Source organism: Ensifer sp. MJa1, from assembly GCF_037026475.1.
Taxonomy (GTDB): domain Bacteria; phylum Pseudomonadota; class Alphaproteobacteria; order Rhizobiales; family Rhizobiaceae; genus Ensifer.
On the sequence record NZ_JAKUMO010000010.1, the window covers coordinates 128,673 to 145,610 of the forward strand.

Annotated in this window: 14 protein-coding genes and 1 pseudogene; 4 read left to right on the top strand and 11 right to left on the bottom strand. The window is 62.0% G+C overall.

Going from position 1 to position 16,938, the window contains the following annotated elements; genetic code table 11:
• Nucleotides 1–49: 49 nt before the first annotated feature.
• From glmM to tolQ, 9 genes are all read right to left on the bottom strand, one after another.
• Nucleotides 50–1,402 carry a phosphoglucosamine mutase gene (gene glmM, locus MKZ91_RS15695; protein ID WP_336171917.1) on the bottom strand — a complete coding sequence of 451 codons (1,353 nt, stop codon included), beginning with the start codon at nucleotides 1,400–1,402 and terminating at the stop codon, nucleotides 50–52.
• 317 nt (nucleotides 1,403–1,719) lie between these two features.
• Nucleotides 1,720–3,663 (bottom strand): ATP-dependent zinc metalloprotease FtsH, encoded by a 1,944-nt coding sequence (ftsH, locus tag MKZ91_RS15700; protein WP_336171918.1) that lies wholly within the window; start codon nucleotides 3,661–3,663, stop codon nucleotides 1,720–1,722.
• A gap of 101 nt (nucleotides 3,664–3,764) precedes the next feature.
• On the bottom strand, nucleotides 3,765–5,105 hold the full coding sequence (tilS, locus tag MKZ91_RS15705; protein ID WP_336171919.1) for a tRNA lysidine(34) synthetase TilS: 1,341 nt from the start codon (nucleotides 5,103–5,105) through the stop codon (nucleotides 3,765–3,767).
• Nucleotides 5,095–6,129 carry a tol-pal system protein YbgF gene (gene ybgF, locus MKZ91_RS15710; RefSeq protein ID WP_336171920.1) on the bottom strand — a complete coding sequence of 345 codons (1,035 nt, stop codon included), beginning with the start codon at nucleotides 6,127–6,129 and terminating at the stop codon, nucleotides 5,095–5,097. The genes tilS and ybgF overlap by 11 nt, the downstream gene beginning before the upstream one ends.
• 265 nt (nucleotides 6,130–6,394) lie before the next feature.
• Nucleotides 6,395–6,928: a peptidoglycan-associated lipoprotein Pal gene (pal, locus tag MKZ91_RS15715; protein WP_336171921.1), complete on the bottom strand. Its 534-nt coding sequence runs from the start codon at nucleotides 6,926–6,928 to the stop codon at nucleotides 6,395–6,397.
• Nucleotides 6,929–7,110: 182 nt separating this feature from the next.
• Nucleotides 7,111–8,397 (bottom strand): Tol-Pal system beta propeller repeat protein TolB, encoded by a 1,287-nt coding sequence (gene tolB, locus MKZ91_RS15720; RefSeq protein WP_336172021.1) that lies wholly within the window; start codon nucleotides 8,395–8,397, stop codon nucleotides 7,111–7,113.
• Nucleotides 8,398–8,503: 106 nt separating this feature from the next.
• Entirely contained in the window at nucleotides 8,504–9,583 is a 1,080-nt protein-coding gene (locus tag MKZ91_RS15725; RefSeq protein ID WP_336171922.1) for a hypothetical protein, read from the bottom strand.
• A gap of 9 nt (nucleotides 9,584–9,592) precedes the next feature.
• On the bottom strand, nucleotides 9,593–10,045 hold the full coding sequence (gene tolR, locus MKZ91_RS15730) for a protein TolR (RefSeq protein ID WP_065778612.1): 453 nt from the start codon (nucleotides 10,043–10,045) through the stop codon (nucleotides 9,593–9,595).
• Nucleotides 10,046–10,072: 27 nt separating this feature from the next.
• The gene (tolQ, locus tag MKZ91_RS15735; protein WP_336171923.1) at nucleotides 10,073–10,795 is read right to left on the bottom strand and encodes a protein TolQ; all 723 of its coding nucleotides are present in this window, start codon (nucleotides 10,793–10,795) and stop codon (nucleotides 10,073–10,075) included.
• 507 nt (nucleotides 10,796–11,302) lie between these two features.
• Between tolQ and ligD the strand changes: the two are divergent.
• Nucleotides 11,303–12,232 (top strand): annotated as a pseudogene (gene ligD / locus MKZ91_RS15740) (non-homologous end-joining DNA ligase); the annotation flags it as partial.
• Between the two features lie 79 nt (nucleotides 12,233–12,311).
• Here ligD and ybgC read toward each other — a convergent pair.
• Nucleotides 12,312–12,767 (bottom strand): tol-pal system-associated acyl-CoA thioesterase, encoded by a 456-nt coding sequence (gene ybgC, locus MKZ91_RS15745; RefSeq protein ID WP_336171924.1) that lies wholly within the window; start codon nucleotides 12,765–12,767, stop codon nucleotides 12,312–12,314.
• A 126-nt stretch (nucleotides 12,768–12,893) separates the two neighbouring features.
• Between ybgC and MKZ91_RS15750 the strand changes: the two genes are divergently transcribed.
• Genes MKZ91_RS15750 through MKZ91_RS15760 form a run of 3 tightly spaced genes read left to right on the top strand, consistent with a single transcriptional unit; the run spans nucleotide 12,894 to nucleotide 15,858 of the window.
• Nucleotides 12,894–14,114 carry an NAD-dependent epimerase/dehydratase family protein gene (locus MKZ91_RS15750; protein ID WP_336171925.1) on the top strand — a complete coding sequence of 407 codons (1,221 nt, stop codon included), beginning with the start codon at nucleotides 12,894–12,896 and terminating at the stop codon, nucleotides 14,112–14,114.
• Complete coding sequence (locus MKZ91_RS15755) at nucleotides 14,111–14,971, top strand: glycosyltransferase (protein WP_336171926.1); 861 nt, start codon at nucleotides 14,111–14,113, stop codon at nucleotides 14,969–14,971. Before MKZ91_RS15750 ends, MKZ91_RS15755 begins: the two co-directional genes overlap by 4 nt.
• Complete coding sequence (locus MKZ91_RS15760) at nucleotides 14,968–15,858, top strand: NAD-dependent epimerase/dehydratase family protein (protein ID WP_336171927.1); 891 nt, start codon at nucleotides 14,968–14,970, stop codon at nucleotides 15,856–15,858. The genes MKZ91_RS15755 and MKZ91_RS15760 overlap by 4 nt, the downstream gene beginning before the upstream one ends.
• Before the next feature lie 82 nt (nucleotides 15,859–15,940).
• On the opposite strand, the gene MKZ91_RS15765 is transcribed toward MKZ91_RS15760, so the two are convergent.
• Complete coding sequence (locus tag MKZ91_RS15765; protein WP_336171928.1) at nucleotides 15,941–16,609, bottom strand: hypothetical protein; 669 nt, start codon at nucleotides 16,607–16,609, stop codon at nucleotides 15,941–15,943.
• Nucleotides 16,610–16,938 lie beyond the last annotated feature (329 nt).

Genomic DNA, 16,938 nt, shown 5'->3' on the forward strand with positions numbered 1-16,938 from the left:
TGCGGTCGGAGCGCCTCGCTCGTTCAGCGAAACGGCAGGCGCTCGAGGATCAGGCGGCGTTGCGGGCGCTTCCGATGACAGTGACCAGTTCGTCGACAATGCGCTCGACCTGGCCGCGGTCGTCGCCTTCCGCCATCACGCGGATCAGCGGCTCGGTGCCGGACGGGCGGATGAGCAAACGGCCGGACTTTGCAAGCTGCGATTCCGCATCGGCGATCGCCTGGCGCACCGCGGCATCCTCAAGTGGCTTGCCGGCAGAAACGCGAACGTTCTTCAACACCTGCGGCACCGGCTCGAAGCGGTGGCACACTTCGCTCACAGCTTTGCCCTGGCGCTTGACGACGGCAAGGATCTGCAGGGCTGCAACAAGGCCGTCCCCCGTCGTGCCAAAATCCGAGAGAACGATGTGGCCGGACTGTTCGCCGCCGACGTTCAGGCCATCCTGGCGCATCTGCTCGACGACGTAACGGTCGCCGACCTTGGTGCGGCGCAGGTCGATGCCGCGCCCCTTGAGATATCGTTCGAGACCGAGATTGGACATGACGGTGGCAGCAATCGCCCCGCCCTGCAGCACCCCATCCTCGGCCCAGCTGTCGGCGATGACAGCCATCAGTTGGTCGCCATCGATGACCGCGCCGTTCTCGTCGACGATCAGCACCCGGTCTGCATCACCATCGAGCGCGATTCCGATATCGGCGCGCACTTCGTGAACCTTCTTCGACAGGGCCGCCGGATGCGTGGAGCCGCAGTCGAGGTTGATGTTGAGACCGTTCGGCTCGGTGCCGATGGTCACGACTTCCGCACCCAGTTCCCAGAGCGCCGTCGGTGCCACCTTGTAGGCGGCGCCATTGGCGCAATCGATGGCAACCCGGAGGCCCTGAAGGGTGACGTCGCGCGGCAGCGTGCGCTTGGCATGCTCCAGGTAGCGGTAGATGTCGCCATCCACGCGCTTTGCCCGGCCGATGTCTACGGATTTCGCCAGCTGTCCCGAAAGGTCCTGGTCGAGCAGCGCCTCGATCTTCTCTTCGATATCATCGGAGAGCTTGCAGCCGTCGGGTCCAAAAAGCTTGATGCCGTTGTCCTGGAACGGGTTGTGGGAGGCCGAGATCATCACGCCGATATCGGCGCGCAGCGAGCGGGTGAGCATGGCGACGCCGGGCGTCGGGATCGGGCCGAGTAGGAAGACGTCAAGGCCGGCAGCCGTGAAGCCCGCGACCATGGCATTTTCGAGCATATAGCCCGAAAGGCGCGTGTCCTTGCCGATCACCACGCGGTGGCGGTGAGCACCGTTGCGAAAGATCGTACCGACAGCGATACCGACCCGCATCGCCAGATCCGGCGTCATCGGGAACATGTTGGACTGGCCGCGGATACCGTCGGTGCCGAAATACTTGCGCTTCATTGGTGCTCCATCGTTCTGCCGGGGCAAGGCTGGTTTTGCCAGCTCCGCCTGTCTGCGATTTGCGCGACTGGTTTTCATTGACCGGACCTCATTTCATGCTGGCGAATGCCTTGCGCCCCGCGATCATCGTTCCCTGAGGGAAACCGAAATCGCAACGCTTCATGTCTTCTTTGACACAAAAGCGCGGCAAACGGCAGCGATTCTAGCATCAGAAATCATTACACCCCGTTACCAAATGCCAGACAGCAAACCGCGTGAAAAAGCCGCCGCTCCACTTGAGGAGCGGCGGCCTGGATACAGGGGGCTAAGGCTGACGCTTATTGCGGCTGAGGTTCGAACCCGCCTTCGGATTCTTCACCCTTGTTACCGGACGGGCCTTCCTTCTTGGCGCCAGCGGAGGGAACCGCCGAGCCACGGTGTGGCGGCGTGTCGTCGCCAAGGTCGCGTGCCGGCTTTTCGCCGCGGATCAGCGCCTTGATTTCGTCGCCGGTCAGGGTCTCGTATTCGAGCAGCCCTTCGGCAAGCGCCACGAACTCGTGGTTCTTCTCCGTCAGGATCCGGCGTGCCGTCTCGTAGGCCTCATCGATCAGGCGACGGATTTCGTTGTCGATCTTCTGGGCGGTCGCTTCCGAGACGTTCTTCTGCTGCGCCACGGAGTGGCCGAGGAAGACTTCCTGCTGGTTTTCGCCGTAGGAAACCTGGCCGAGCTGGTCGGAGAAGCCCCACTGCGTCACCATCGCACGCGCAAGCTTGGTTGCCTGCTCGATGTCGGACGATGCGCCAGACGTGATGTTCTCCTTGCCGAAGGTCAGTTCCTCGGCAACGCGTCCACCCATCATGATGGCAAGCCGCGAGACCATCCACTTGTAGCTCATGGAATAGCGGTCGCCTTCCGGCAACTGCATGACCATGCCGAGCGCACGGCCACGCGGAATGATCGTTGCCTTGTGCAGCGGATCAGCCGAGGGAACGTTGAGCGCGAGGATAGCGTGGCCGGCTTCGTGGTAAGCGGTCAGCTTCTTCTCAGCCTCGGTCATCGCCGAAGAGCGACGCTCCGCACCCATCATGATCTTGTCCTTGGCATCCTCGAACTCGAGCATGGTGACAAGACGCTTGTTGCGGCGGGCGGCCATGAGCGCGGCCTCGTTGACGAGGTTCATCAGGTCCGCACCGGAGAAGCCAGGCGTACCGCGTGCCAGAACTTTGAGGTCGACATTCGGCGCCAGCGGCACGTTGCGTACGTGTACCTTCAGGATACGTTCGCGGCCGTTGATATCCGGGTTCGGCACCACGACCTGGCGGTCGAAGCGGCCCGGACGCAGCAGCGCTGGATCGAGAACGTCAGGACGGTTGGTCGCGGCGATCAGGATGATGCCTTCATTGGCTTCGAAGCCATCCATCTCGACCAGCAACTGGTTGAGCGTCTGTTCGCGTTCGTCGTTACCGCCGCCCAGACCAGCGCCACGATGGCGACCGACGGCGTCGATTTCGTCGATGAAAATAATGCAGGGCGCGTTCTTCTTGGCCTGCTCGAACATGTCACGCACACGGCTGGCACCGACACCGACGAACATTTCGACGAAGTCGGAACCGGAAATGGTGAAGAACGGCACGTTGGCTTCGCCGGCTACCGAGCGGGCGAGCAGCGTCTTACCGGTACCGGGAGGACCGACAAGCAGCACGCCGCGCGGAATGCGGCCGCCGAGGCGCTGGAACTTCTGCGGGTCGCGCAGGAATTCAACGATTTCTTCGAGGTCCTGCTTGGCTTCATCGACGCCGGCGACGTCGTCAAAGGTGACGCGGCCATGCGCTTCGGTCAAAAGCTTGGCCTTGGACTTGCCAAAGCCCATCGCGCCGCGCGAGCCGCCCTGCATCTGGCGCATGAAGAACAGCCAGACGCCGAGGATCAAAAGCATCGGAAGCAGCGTGCCGATATAGCTGAGGAAGCCGGACGAGCCGTCGGTTTCCGGGCGAACCGTGACCGTCACGTCCTTGGCTTCGAGGCGCTCGGTGAGCGCCGTATCAACGGAAGGCGCATAGGTCTGGAACGTTGCGCCGCTTTCAGAATAACTGCCGATCACTTTCGAGCCGGTGATCACGACTTCCTTGACGCGGCTCGCATCCACGTCCTTCAAGAACTGCGAGAACGGAATCTCGCGCGAGCCGGTGCGCTCCGTCGGCTGCTGGAACATGCTGAACAGCGCGATCAGCAAAAGCGCTATGATTGCCCAAAGGGCAAGATTACGAAAATTAGGGTTCATCGAACTCCCCGGAACCTGTCACGACCCACGCATTTCGCCGGGTCGCTGTCTTGCTCCCTAACATAGGGTTCTGGCGACACATTGCCAAGGCAAACCGCCGCCTACCGTTCCATTTCTGTCAATAGATCGTGAACCGGTGGCGGCAGATAACGCTGGCGTCCGAACAATCCGGCGATCCTGTCAGCCATGATCCTGTCGAAACCGGGCAAAAAGGTGTCGTAGAGCCCGATCCGCGGCTCGATCGTGACAGATGCGACATTTTCGCCGTTCTCGGACACGATCCGAGGTGCCGAGAGCGACGCACGGCCAGCAACGCCTGGTGGCAGCCCTGCGGCAATAAGTCTCTCCTGTTGCGGCCCTCGCCCGCCTTCGACCGTCACCAACAGGCGGGTGCCGCCTGAGTTGTGGACGCGAAAACGCCCGTCCCACAGGCCAGCCTCACCGGGCTGCAGGGCCAAGTCGAGCAGACCACGTGCCTCGCGATACAGATAGAGGCCGGACGCGCGGCGGTCGAAGACGACCCTACCGGCCGTCATCCTTCCTGGCGTGCCCTTCTCCAGGAAGCGTGACAGCCGCTGCGCCGTCTCGGTCGGCGGAAGATGCGAACGGCCGCCGATCACCGACGCGAGCGCAAGCAGCGCCCGTTGCCCATCGCCGTCCAGGCATTGACCGATGCCAGAAGACGAAATCTCCGCCACCAGGCCGTCGTGTACCCGCACATGCCGCTCGAGAAGGGCAGCGGCATGTGCCGAAGACAGGGCGCGTAATCGAGCATCCCAAGCCCCGGTATCCGCCGTTGCGGCGTCTGCCAGCTGTGCCCGTGCCCGGACCCGCTCGAAGCGCGGATTGGCATTGCTCGGATCGTCGAGCCAGCCGACCTGTCGGGCAGCGAGAAAGGCACGAATGGCAGCGCGATCGACATCGAGGAAGGGTCGCAGAACCCAGATGCGCCGATCGTAGAGCGTGGCGTCTGCCATGCCGGCGCCGCCTGGCCCCTCCCCCCGTTGCCTTCGCATCAGGATCGTCTCGCGCTGGTCGTCGCGCGTGTGGCCGGTGACGATGGCAGAGGCGTCGACGCGCTCGGCCAATTCCGAAAGCAGTTGATAGCGTTTGTCGCGGGCCGCCGCCTGAATGCCGGTGCCAGGCTTCGGCCCGTCCCATCGGCAGGTGACGTGAGCAACACCAAGCGTGGCTGAGAACGCCGCAACGGCGCTTGCCTCTTCAGCCGATTCCGGCCGCAGCGCGTGATCGACGGTACAGGCGGTCAGGGAAAACGTATTGGGCGCGCTCGCCTCGATCGCCTCGTGCAGGGCGAGAAGCAGTCCCTTGGAGTCGCTCCCGCCGGAGACGGCGACAAGGATGCGCGCTGGTCGGTCGAAGGATGCGAGAAATCGTTTCGCCGTTTCGAGAACGGCCGTCGGCGCTTGAGCCTCAGCAGCCAAAACGGCTCTGCTCGCTCGTCACCTTCGCCTTCACCGCCGGCGAAGCCTTGGGATAGCGCTTGTTGACCTCGCGCAACGTTGCGCAGGCGGTTTCCTTGTTGTCGAGCGCACCGAGCGACATGCCGAGCTTCAGCAGCATTTCCGGTGCCTTCGGCGATTTTCCATGGGCCTGGTGGGCATTCAGGAAGGTCTTGGCGGCATCGCTGTACTTGCCTTGCGAATACTGCGCCTCGCCCAGCCAGAAGCTGGCGTCTGCGGCCTTGTCACCCCTAGGGAAAGCGGCGAGATAGTCGCCGAACTCCTGTTCGGCCGTGCTGTAGTCGCCGGAAAGCACGTGTCCGTAGGCGGACTGGTAGAGATCGCCGGGGTTGTCGAGCGACGCCGTCTGCTGGCTGCCGGGATTGTTGTTCAGGCCGCCATCAGCAGGGGCGCCCGCTCCGGTTTCGACGCCGGGAAGCGTGGCATTTGCGCCCGGCTGTGCGTCCGTCGTCGCGGCAACCGGATTGCCGTTTTCGTCAAAGACGATCTGGCCGAGGGTTGCCGGCGCTCCAGCACCAGTGGTGCCCTGGCTCGGATCCGACGAGGCGCCGGACGAAGCCATGTCGTTGCCGCTGCCAGCCGGCGCCATGGTCTGGCTATCCGTCACCCCGGGGGTGACGGACGCCTGATCGCTGGTCTTCGGCGTTTGCAATGCGCCGCTCTTCTTCGGGGAGGCCTTGCCGCTTTCCAGATCCTGGAAGCGGAACTCGTTGTCCTCCTGGAACTTCCGGATCTGTTCCTGCATCTGCAGGAGCTGGAAGCTCATTTCCTCGATACGCCCGTTGAGCGAGCGGATCTGTTCCTCAAGCTGGCCAATCCGTGCGGTCTCGGCCGACTGCACCTTCACCACTGGCAGGTTCTGCACGCCAGTGCTGGTTTCAGTCGTTCGGGCGAGCAGCCCTGAAAGCGGCATGGCGTATGCTGACTGGCCAAGGCCCGAAAGAGCCGCAAGACCGAGCAGTCCCGCCACGACAAATTTCTTCATTTCTTTGTCCTGTTCGAATACCGGTTGTCCCACCCTAGAATCGGGGCCCGCAATACATCTCGCCGAGTCAACTGGGTGATTGCCGCACAGTTTTCCAATTGCCCTGAAAAAGCAACGGAGTTCGGCCAAAGTGTGGTAAAAAAGCAAAGGGCGGCCGAGTGCCGCCCTTTTAATTTAGCAGTCTGCGATCTCAGGAACAATTGAGTGTTCCCAGCGAACGCATCCCCATTCCGGACCGGGCAGAGCCGACCGCGGAATCCGGGCATTACATGCCTGCGCCGCCGAGAACGGTGACTGCACGGCGGTTCTGCGACCAGCACGAGATGTCGTCGCAGACGGCGACCGGCTTTTCCTTGCCGTAGGAAATCGTCTTCATACGGTTGGCCGGAACGCCCTGGCTGATGAGGTAGTCGCGGGTCGATGCCGCACGACGAGCACCGAGTGCCAGGTTGTATTCGCGCGTACCGCGTTCGTCGGCGTGGCCTTCGATGGTGATCGCGTAGTTCGGGTACTTGGCGAGCCACTGAGCCTGACGAGCGAGCGTCTGCTGAGCATCGGCGCGGATCGAGGTGGAGTCGGTATCAAAGAAGATGCGGTCGCCGACATTGACGGTGAAGTCCTGCTGCGAGCCCGGGGTCGCAGAACCGGCGCCACCGAGGCCAAGTTCGCCCGCGCTGCCCGGCAGGTTCTTCTTCGATGCACAGCCAGCGATGGCAAGCGTCATGACCAGGGCGATCATGATCGGGTTGCGAGCGATGGTCTGCATGCGGCCTGCGGCCGGGGTGTCAATTCGGCTCATACGCCGGTCTCCTTGAGAAGTGTCTGAATTCACGGTTGCCAGACTGTAACCGGAAGCGGTTAATCGCTTTTCAACAGTTATGGTTAACAAATCGATAATTTCGGCTCGGGGCCTGCTAGACCAGCACTTTGCGGCGAGAAAGCGGCATCGCTGCCACAATCCCCGCCGCAAAACGGGTCAACCTATTCAAGCAGCGGCGACCAGGCCGGGTCGGAAGCGAAGCCCTGCGTCGGGACGGCCTGCTCGTTGTACCCCGACAGATCGATCGAGTAGAGCTGCGGTCCTCCGGAGCCGGCGCCCTGGCGGAAGAACATCAGCACGCGGCCGTTCGGCGCCCAGGTCGGGCCTTCATTGTGGAAGCCGGTGGTCAGGATGCGCTCGCCCGAACCGTCGGTCTTCATCACGCCGATCGAGAACTTGCCGCCCGACTGCTTGGTGAAAGCGATCAAGTCGCCGCGCGGAGACCAGACGGGCGTGGAATAGGAGCCGTCGCCGAAGGAGATGCGGCGCTGGCCGGAGCCGTCGGCACCCATGACGTAGATCTGCTGGCGTCCGCCACGGTCGCTTTCAAAGGCGATCTGGCTGCCATCGGGCGAGTAGGACGGCGCGGTGTCGATCGCCGCCGTATTGGTGAGGCGGGTCGTGGTGCGCGAACGCAGGTCCATCGTATAGATGTTGGCGTTGCCGTCCTGCTGCAGGCTCATGATGACCCGCTGGCCATCCGGCGAGAAGCGCGGCGAAAAGGTCATGCCGGGGAAGTTGCCGACGACTTCGCGCTGTCCGGTTTCCAGCTGCAGCAGGTAAACGCGCGGCTGCTGGTTTTCGAACGACATGTAGGTGACTTCCTGACGGTTCGGCGAGAAGCGCGGCGTCAGAACGATGTCGTTGGAGTTTGTGAGCGCCCGGGCGTTGAAGCCGTCCTGGTCCATGATGGCGAGCTGACGCTTGCGTGCCGTCTTCGGGCCGCTTTCGGCGACATAGACGATACGGGTGTCGAAGTAGCCCTTCTCGCCGGTTACGCGCTCATAGATGGCGTCAGCGATGATATGGGCGACGCGGCGCCAGTTTTCCGGCTGCGTAAAGAACTGCTGGCCGGTCATCTGCTGGCCGCCGAAGGTATCCCAGAGACGAAATTCCGCCTTCAGCCTGCCGTCGCCTTCCTGGGTGACGCGGCCGGTGACCAGCGCCTGCGCGTTGATGACCTTCCAGTCCTCGAAGCGCGGGGTGGCATCCGGGTTGCTGATCTTCTCGATGAAGGCACCCTTGTTGATCGGCGCGAACAGACCGGAGCGCTTGAGGTCGGCTGCGACCACGTCAGAGATCTTCTGGCCGAGCTCGCCCTGGAGAAAGTCGGTGACAGCAATCGGCAGCGGTTCGACGTTGCCCTTGTTGATGTTGATTTCGACTTCAGCATGCGCCGGCGTCACCGCCGCCACGACGGCGGCTAACATGCCCGCAGCCACCATCATGGCGCGGATAAGAGAGACCTTGATCATAGAGACAAGCCTTTCAGCTTCGTACGAAGGGTTTGCAGGGTTGGTGTGCTATCCGGCATGGGTTCCAATCCCGGCAGCTCTAGAGTGCGAATTCCGACGGGTCGAAGTTCAGCACGAGGGTATTCCATCCTTTTTCGCCCTCATATTTGTCAGGCGGGAGGTTTTGTAGCGGAGCGGAGCGGCGGATCGCACGCAAGGTGCTGCTTTCAACGGCGCGGCGCGTGCCTTCGGGGCCACCGGTTGCAGTCACTTCAGGCGTGCCGACGATGTTGCCCGATGGGTCGAGTTGCACGCGGACCGTGACGCGGACTTCCTCGACGCCGGTCAGACCCGGTGTCAGCGACCAGTTGCCCTGAATCTGGCCCTTCACGCCGTCGATCTCGTTGGCGCTGAGGCCCACACCGATGGTCTTCTTGCCACCGAGCGCGGCTTCCTGCGTCGAACGCTTGGCGCCTCCGGCGGACGGATCCTGCCGGTTGAGCAGCGCTGCGATCTCGTCGGCGTTGAATTTGCTTTCCTCGGTGGAGGCCTGCTTCTTCTGCTCCTTCGGCGTCTGCTCGTTCTTGCGTTCAGGCGTCTTTGCAGATTGGGCCGGCTTTTCGACCTTGGGCTTTACAGCCGGCGTCGGCACCTTTTCAGGCAGCGCTTCGGCTTCCGGGTTTTCTGCTGGCTTTTCTTCGGCGGGCGCCGGCTCCGGCTTGGTCTCCGGCTTTACTTCCTGCTTCGGTTCCGGCAGGGCCGCGACTTCGGTCGCCGGCTCCGAGGCGGGTTTGGTTTCCTCGACCTTCTTGATTTCCTGCTCGACCGGATCGGGCGTCGGCTCTGGCTTGTCGTTCTTTTCCGGCGAGGCGGTGGCTTCGCTCTTCGACGGCTTGGCGTTCGGCGTCGGCGGCGTCTTCAGGTCGGTATCGTTGTCGCCGACATTTTCGGCCGGCTGGTTCGTCTCCGGACGCTTGGTCGGGACCGGCGACGAATGCTCCTTCTTCGGTGCCTTCTTGTCGCCCTGCTGAACCTGGGTCATTTCCGAATAGGGAACGATGTCGACAGGCAAAGCCTCGACGTCGGCGACCTGGAAGTCAGCCGGGCTGCCAAGCGAAACCAGCGCCCAGGTCAAGACCATGGCGTGGAGGACAGCAGATGTAGCGAGACTGCCCTTCATCTTGGACGATCACTTTTCCTGTTCTTGCAGCGTGACGAGGCCTAGGTTCTTGAAACCGGCAGCCGAGATGCGGGCCATGACCTTCATGACCGTGCCATAGTCGGCATTGGTATCGCCGCGCACATAGATGCGCTCGTTGTAGCCGGTCGTGGCAATTGCCTCGAGCTTCGGCACCACTTCATCAATGGCGATCGGCGTTTCCTGCAGGTAGATCTCGCCGGCCGGATTGACCGAAACGGTGATCGGCTGCGTATCGGAATTGAGCGCCTTTGCCTGCGTTTCCGGCAGGTCGATCGGCACGCCGACCGTCATCATCGGTGCTGCCACCATGAAGATGATCAGGAGCACGAGCATGACGTCAACGAACGGCGTGACGTTGATCTCACTCATCACGGCCTTCTTGCCGCCGCGGCGACGACGTCCGCCGCCCGAACCCTTGGCTCCGCCAACCGACATACCCATGAGCGTGGTCTCCGTATTCTCTGGCGATTATTGCGCGGCCTGGCGCGGGCTCTGCAGCTTCTCGTCGATTTGCCGCGAAAGGATGGCGGAGAACTCGTCGGCGAAGGCTTCCATGCGCGCCGACAGCTTGCCGGCGTCGGCCGAGAACTTGTTGTAGGCGATAACCGCAGGAATAGCGGCGAGAAGGCCGATTGCGGTGGCAAGCAGCGCTTCGGCGATACCGGGCGCCACGACCGCAAGGTTGGTCGACTTCGAGCCGGCGATCGCCTGGAACGAGGTCATGATACCAACGACGGTACCGAAGAGACCGATGAACGGTGCGGCCGAACCGATGGTGGCAAGCGAACCGAGGCGGGCTTCGAGCGTTTCCGATTCACGGGCGAGTGTCACGTCCATGGCCCGGTCGATACGCATCTGCAGGCCGATCGGCGAGCGGGCGCCGCGCTCGAAGCTCTTCTTCCACTCGCGCATGGCGGACACGAAGATCGCGCCCATGCCGGCGGTCTGCCTGTCGGCGAGCGTGCGGTAGAGCTCTTCCAGCGACTGGCCGGACCAGAACACCTGCTCGAAACTGTCGAGCTGGCGGCGAACGCGGCCGTAGTTCAGCGTCTTGTCGACGACGATCGCCCAGGTCCAGACGGAGGCGGCAATCAGCCCCAGCATGACCAGCTTCACGACGAAGCCCGCTTGCATGAATAGCGACCAGAGGCTCACATCGTGCGTCGCCGCGGCCAATCCAACCTGTTCCATCGTCTTCAGTCCCCGAATCCAAACACCCGGCAAGAGCGGTTCATGCTCGTGACCGGGTAGCCCAAACGTCCTGTTTGCAAGAGTGCCCGGCACCGCCGCAGATCGCACCATCGCGACCTTAAATAGCTTTAGGTTGCCTTCTTGCCGTCAATTTTGGTCAAAGGATGACGTGCACTGCACAAATCCTGATGGGTTCATTAAGACACCATTATGGTTAAGAGACCGTTACCGCATTGTGTCTTTGCAGCATCACCCTCAGCGAGGAACTTCAGCGGGTGGAAGTCGTTTCTTTTGCATGGCCTGGCAAACGCACCAACATCGCCGCGAGTACCTCTCCCTGCCCCATTTTGACGCGTGGCAGGCGTGCAGACTGACCCGCCTTGCGCTGCCGGGTGCCCCTCGTGGCATCCTTGCAGTCGAGATTTGGCGGCTTGAATGATCCGTTGCAGCACGCAAAAGTCGGATGGGCGAAGACGTCACCTCAACCAGAACGCAAGAGCCACCATGACCGCGAAGACAAAGAGTTCAGCAGCGGATGACACTGTTCTCGGTGTGCGAATTACCCACCCGGACCGCATCCTTTTTGAAGCAGGGGGCATTACCAAACTGGATCTCTGCCGCTACTTTGCGGCCGTGGCGGAGCGCATGTTGCCCTATGCCGCCGAGCACATCCTGTCGCTCGTCCGCAGCCCGCGCGGCGGCCATGGCCAGGGCTTCTACCAGAAACATGCGAGCGACGGTTTTCCGAACGAGATCAGCCAGGTCGCCGTCAAGGAAAGCTCCGGCGAAACCGAAAATTACATGTATGTGCGTGACGCCAACGGGCTGGTCGCCGCGGTGCAAATTGGAACGCTCGAATTCCACATCTGGGGATCGCGGGTCGACACACTCGAAACACCCGACCGGCTGGTCTTTGACCTCGACCCCGATCCGAGCGTCGGCTTCGAGACCGTGAAGGCGGCGGCCGTGGCCGTTCGCGATGCGCTCGCCGAGATCGGGCTCAGGTCGTTGCCAATGGTCACCGGCGGCAAGGGTGTGCACGTCATCGTTCCGCTGATCGCCCATGCCACCTGGCCGCAGGCAAAAGCCTTCGCCAAAACCTTTGCGCAGAGCTTCGTCGATAGGGATCCAGACAAGTTCATCGCCACCATGTCGAAGGCGAAGCGCGAGGGGCGGATCTTCATCGACTGGTTGAGGAACGAACGCGGCGCCACCGCGATCGCCCCCTATTCGACCCGGGCACGCGACGGCGGCCCGGTTGCCACCCCTGTCAGCTGGGACGAGCTTGCCGGCCTTGGCGCTGCCAACAGCTTCCGCATTCCCGGTATTCTCGCGCGGATCGAAAGCGGTGCCGATCCGTGGGGAGACTTCGCCAAGCTCAGGCAGTCCCTTGCCCAGGAAATGCTCGACAGGCTCGGGGCAAAAGCGCCGGACTAGCTTGCGTCCGCTTCGGATCCACGGGTGAGGCGCTTCCGGGCGCGCAGCGGCCTTGGAGTGGCCTTTCTGAAGAATGCGCCTAGCCGACGCTCTCCTTCGCATGCTGGAACTTGTAGGCGAGCGCCTCCGGCAGACGCCGCGGCCGCCCCTGGCCGTTGATCACAGCGATGATCACCTTGGCGGCAATCAGCAACTGCTCGCCGCGGCGGATCTCCTGCTGCAGCACCATCTTGGCGCCGCCAGCCTTCTCGGTGACCGTGGTAATGGTCAGGATATCGTCCATGCGCGCAGGAAGCTTGAAGTCGATCTCCATGCGATGGACGACGAAGACCAGACCTTCGCTGTCGCCCTCGATTGCCAGCGTCGCCTGTTCGACCCCGAGCAGACGCAGGAAATCGGTGCGGGCGCGTTCCATGAAGTGCAGGTAGCGGGCGTGGTAGACGACGCCGGAAAAGTCGGTGTCTTCGTAGTAGACGCGCTGGATCAGCCGATGGCCGTGTTCGGTCAGTTCGCCTGCGAGCGAAATCTGGGACATGCTTCTCTCCGAGAGTATTTCCCAATTCCTGTGCAGGAACAAAAAGCCGTTTGCAAGCATTGCAGCACTGTCACAATCCTATCCTATCACGTGACGGACTTCCTTCCCTCGATCAGGAGAACGTGCATGAAGATTGCGATTCTCGGCGGCGACGGTTTCGTCGGTTGGCCCACGGCCCTTCACCTGTCCGATACCGGCCACGACGTTCACATCCTCGACAATCTCTCGCGCCGATGGATCGATACCGAACTCGGCGTGCAATCGCTGACCCCGATGGATTCGATCCAGGAACGCACCCGCATCTGGCATGCCGAAACGGGTCGCCGCATCCATTTCAACCTGATCGATCTTGCCCGCGACTACGAGCTGCTGAAGAACTGGCTTGCCGAGCATCGTCCGGATGCGATCGTGCATTTTGCCGAACAGCGCGCCGCGCCCTACTCGATGAAGAGTGATCGTCACAAGAACTACACGGTCAACAACAACGTCAACGCCACTCACAACCTGCTGAATGCGCTGGTCGAGCTCAGCCTCGACGCGCATCTGGTGCATCTCGGCACCATGGGTGTCTATGGCTACTCCACCATCGGTGCGGCGATTCCCGAGGGCTATCTTCCGGTCGGCATCGAGACGATGGGCGGCGAAACCGTCAGCCAGGAGATCCTCTATCCGTCCAATCCCGGCTCGATCTATCATATGACCAAGTGCCTGGATCAGTTGCTCTTCCAGTTCTATGCGAAGAACGACGGCCTGAGGATCACCGACCTGCACCAGGGCATCGTCTGGGGCACGCACACCGAGCAAACGCGCCGCCATGCCCAGCTCATCAACCGCTTCGACTATGACGGCGATTACGGCACCGTGCTCAACCGCTTCCTCATCCAGGCGGCGATCGGCTATCCGCTGACCGTGCACGGCACCGGCGGCCAGACGCGCGCCTTCATCCACATCCAGGATTCGGTGCGCTGCATCGAGCTGGCGCTAAAGAACCCGCCGGCGCGTGGCAGCCGCGTCGAGATCTTCAACCAGATGACCGAGACGCATCGGGTGCGCGACCTCGCCGAGATGATCGCATCGATCAGCGGCGCGCAGATCGCCTGGCTGCCGAACCCGCGCAAGGAAGCAGCCGAGAACGAACTCGTCGTGCACAACGAGAAGTTCTTGGGCCTCGGCCTCAACCCGACGCGACTGCAAGACGGACTGCTGTCGGAAATCGTCGATGTCGCCAAGAAATTCGCCTATCGTGTCGACCGCACGCGTGTTCCGGCCGTCTCCGCCTGGACCAAGGACATCGCGCCGCTGATCAACCACGACCCAGAGGGCAAGCGTCTGAAATCCGTTTCATGACATCGAACGATCCACTGGAGGGGCTCCGCCCCTCCTCGCCTCACACAGCCGGTCATGCCTTTGTGACATTGGTCACTAATGCCGACTATGCGCTCGGCGCCCGCGCGCTCGCCCGCTCCATCCGGCTCACGGCCACAACGGCCGATATCGTCGTGCTGCACACGGGTGGCGTTTCGCTTGAAGCGCTGGCGCCCCTTGCCGAGTTCCAGTGCCGTCTGATCGAGACCGACCTCTTGACGCTCTCCGACGGGTTCAACGAACGCCACGCCCGCCGCAACGTGCATGAGAAGGCGCCCTTCACCAAGGGCCGCAAACCCGACTTTCATTCACCGCTCGACAACTTCTGCAAGCTGAGGCTCTGGCAGCTGACTGAGTATCGTCGCTGCGTCTTCATCGACGCCGACGCCATCGTGCTCAAGAGCATCGACCAGTTGTTTGCCTATCCGGAGTTCTCCGCCGCCCCCAATGTCTATGAAAGTCTCGCCGATTTTCACCGCTTGAACTCCGGCGTCTTCGTCGCCGAGCCGTCGCTGACGACGTTTGGGCGAATGCTGGAGCGCCTCGACGCGCCCGATGCCTTCTGGCCGCGAACCGACCAGACCTTCCTGCAGGCGTTTTTCCCCGATTGGCACGGCCTGCCCGTCACCATGAACATGCTGCAATATGTCTGGTTCAATCTGCCTGAACTCTGGGATTGGCGGTCGATCGGCGTGCTGCATTATCAGTATGAAAAGCCCTGGGAAAAGGATCATCCCCGCGCTAGAGCCCTACAGCCGTTGATCGACCTTTGGGCCTGCTATCTCACCGGCGAGAACATCCCCGAGATCGCCGAGCTCGCCAATCCGGCAAGCCGATGACCCGCGTGCTGGTGTCAGGAGGCACGGGCATGGTCGGGCGTTTCATCGTCGAGCACCTGGCCCGACATGGCTATGAGGTCATTGTTGGCGGACGTAACCGACCGGCGCCCGGGCATTTCGGGGCCCAGGTTGCGTTCACGCCGCTGTTGCTCGATGCAAATCGCAACCAGCAGGAGGCATTCACCGGGATCGACCACTTCGTCCATGCCGCCTTCGACCATGTGCCCGGTCGATATCGGGGCGGCGAAGGTAACGATCCCGAAGGCTTTCGCCTGGCCAATCTCGACGGCAGCCTTCGCCTGTTCCAGGAGGCGCGCGAAAGCGGCGTGAAGGTCTGCCTCTTCCTGTCGAGCCGTGCCGTCTACGGGGCGCAATTGCCGGGACTGGAACTGACGGAGGATACGCCGTGCCGACCGGAGACGCTCTACGGTCGGCTGAAGCTTGAAGCAGAACAGGCCCTGGCTGCGATGGCGGATGCGCATTTCCGGCCCGTCAATCTGCGTGCCACCGGTGTCTACGGCGAGGCACAGCCCGACGGTCGGCACAAATGGCACGACCTGTTCTCAGATTATCTCAGCGGGCGCCCGGTCCCGCCTCGGGCCGGCACGGAGGTGCATGGCGACGATGTCGGCGCCGCAGTCCGGTTGGCGCTCGAAAACCTGAGCGACAAACCACGAGCGATAACCCTCAACGTCTCCGACATGCTGGTCGACAACCGGTCATTGCTGGCAATCGTCAAGGAAATCACTGGCAGCGCGCATGCCTTGCCCGACGCTGCGCCACGAGACGCCTTCAACGTCATGAATACGGAAAAGCTGAGACGGCTCGGCTGGCGGCCGGGCGGTGCGGAGCGGCTGCGCCGGACGATCGAAGCCTTGCTGGCATGACGGCCGCGTCAAAGTGAAAAGGCCCGGCATCAAGATGCCGGGCCTTCCGAAGGCAATCCGAGGATCGCGCCGAATGGGACGATCAAACGACCGCGGGAAGTCCCAACTCCGGTTCGACGCGCGACCTGGCCTTGATTTTTGTGGCCGCACCGGGCGAAACGACAAAGAGCAGGCTATGGGCGATGGCAATGGCCGCAGCAAGCAGCAGCGCATAGGCCGTCAAGATGACAGTCATCGGCACGACGAAGTTGAGCTGCGGCAGCGCACCGAGCAGCAGCGGCACATACCACGAGGTGGCCGAGACGGCACCGGATATGAGCAAGACGCTGCACTGTTTGGTCGACATGCCCTCCAGCAGCGATGAACCGATCTGCGCCTTGACCTTCGGCAGAATGACAGCGTGGATGAACGCCCCATTGATCGTCAGGATGGCGACGATCGTCATCTTTGCCCAGACCTTTTCGTTGCCGAGCTTGATCGGTTCGAAGAAGCCGTAATAGGCGAGGAAGCCGAAGCCGGTGACCCAAAGGAGGATCAGCCCCCAATTGACGATCCTGGAGCCGAAGTGAAACACCGCGAAGTGTTCCGGCGATACTTTACCCTTGATGAAGAAGCGCAAGATCATCAGGTCGAGAACGGTGGCAGCGCCCAGACCGAGTGCAAGCCCAATGAAATGCAGAATGCGCAGACCCGTTTTCAATCCAACGACGAGATCTAGGCTCAGGGTATTAATCAGAAGCGTAAGTCCCATTAGAAAGTACCTTTGCGATGTCGCTAGCATCACATGGGAACGGCGTCCCCCACACAATAGACGCCTCTTCGTGTCCCCTCAGACCATCTGCAATACGCTGAACTCGATGCTCTTCCGCCTGTCCCGAGGCGGCATGTGATACTGTTAACGCCCTTTGTCGCCTTCGACGCTAGTTCTCGACCTGCCGCACTCTCAACGCCTTTCAGCGTCTGCGAACTGGTCTGGACTAGGTCTGGCGTCGCCCGCCGTCTAGGTAAGGCCGAAATCGGTTCAAAGCGCGGCATCGCTGTGGCGATATTAAGAATATTGTAAAACAGTCACATTGAATA

Bases quoted from the DNA above. Each gene is read 5' to 3' on its own strand.
- MKZ91_RS15765 (WP_336171928.1), bottom strand. From the start codon at position 16,609: ATGGGACTTACGCTTCTGATTAATACCCTGAGCCTAGATCTCGTCGTT.
- ybgF (WP_336171920.1), bottom strand. From the start codon at position 6,129: ATGAAGAAATTTGTCGTGGCGGGACTGCTCGGTCTTGCGGCTCTTTCG.
- MKZ91_RS15755 (WP_336171926.1), top strand. From the start codon at position 14,111: ATGACATCGAACGATCCACTGGAGGGGCTCCGCCCCTCCTCGCCTCAC.
- tolB (WP_336172021.1), bottom strand. From the start codon at position 8,397: ATGATGGTGGCTGCGGGCATGTTAGCCGCCGTCGTGGCGGCGGTGACG.
- MKZ91_RS15760 (WP_336171927.1), top strand. From the start codon at position 14,968: ATGACCCGCGTGCTGGTGTCAGGAGGCACGGGCATGGTCGGGCGTTTC.
- MKZ91_RS15750 (WP_336171925.1), top strand. From the start codon at position 12,894: ATGAAGATTGCGATTCTCGGCGGCGACGGTTTCGTCGGTTGGCCCACG.
- tolR (WP_065778612.1), bottom strand. From the start codon at position 10,045: ATGGGTATGTCGGTTGGCGGAGCCAAGGGTTCGGGCGGCGGACGTCGT.
- glmM (WP_336171917.1), bottom strand. From the start codon at position 1,402: ATGAAGCGCAAGTATTTCGGCACCGACGGTATCCGCGGCCAGTCCAAC.
- ftsH (WP_336171918.1), bottom strand. From the start codon at position 3,663: ATGAACCCTAATTTTCGTAATCTTGCCCTTTGGGCAATCATAGCGCTT.
- ybgC (WP_336171924.1), bottom strand. From the start codon at position 12,767: ATGTCCCAGATTTCGCTCGCAGGCGAACTGACCGAACACGGCCATCGG.
- MKZ91_RS15725 (WP_336171922.1), bottom strand. From the start codon at position 9,583: ATGAAGGGCAGTCTCGCTACATCTGCTGTCCTCCACGCCATGGTCTTG.
- pal (WP_336171921.1), bottom strand. From the start codon at position 6,928: ATGAGCCGAATTGACACCCCGGCCGCAGGCCGCATGCAGACCATCGCT.
- tolQ (WP_336171923.1), bottom strand. From the start codon at position 10,795: ATGGAACAGGTTGGATTGGCCGCGGCGACGCACGATGTGAGCCTCTGG.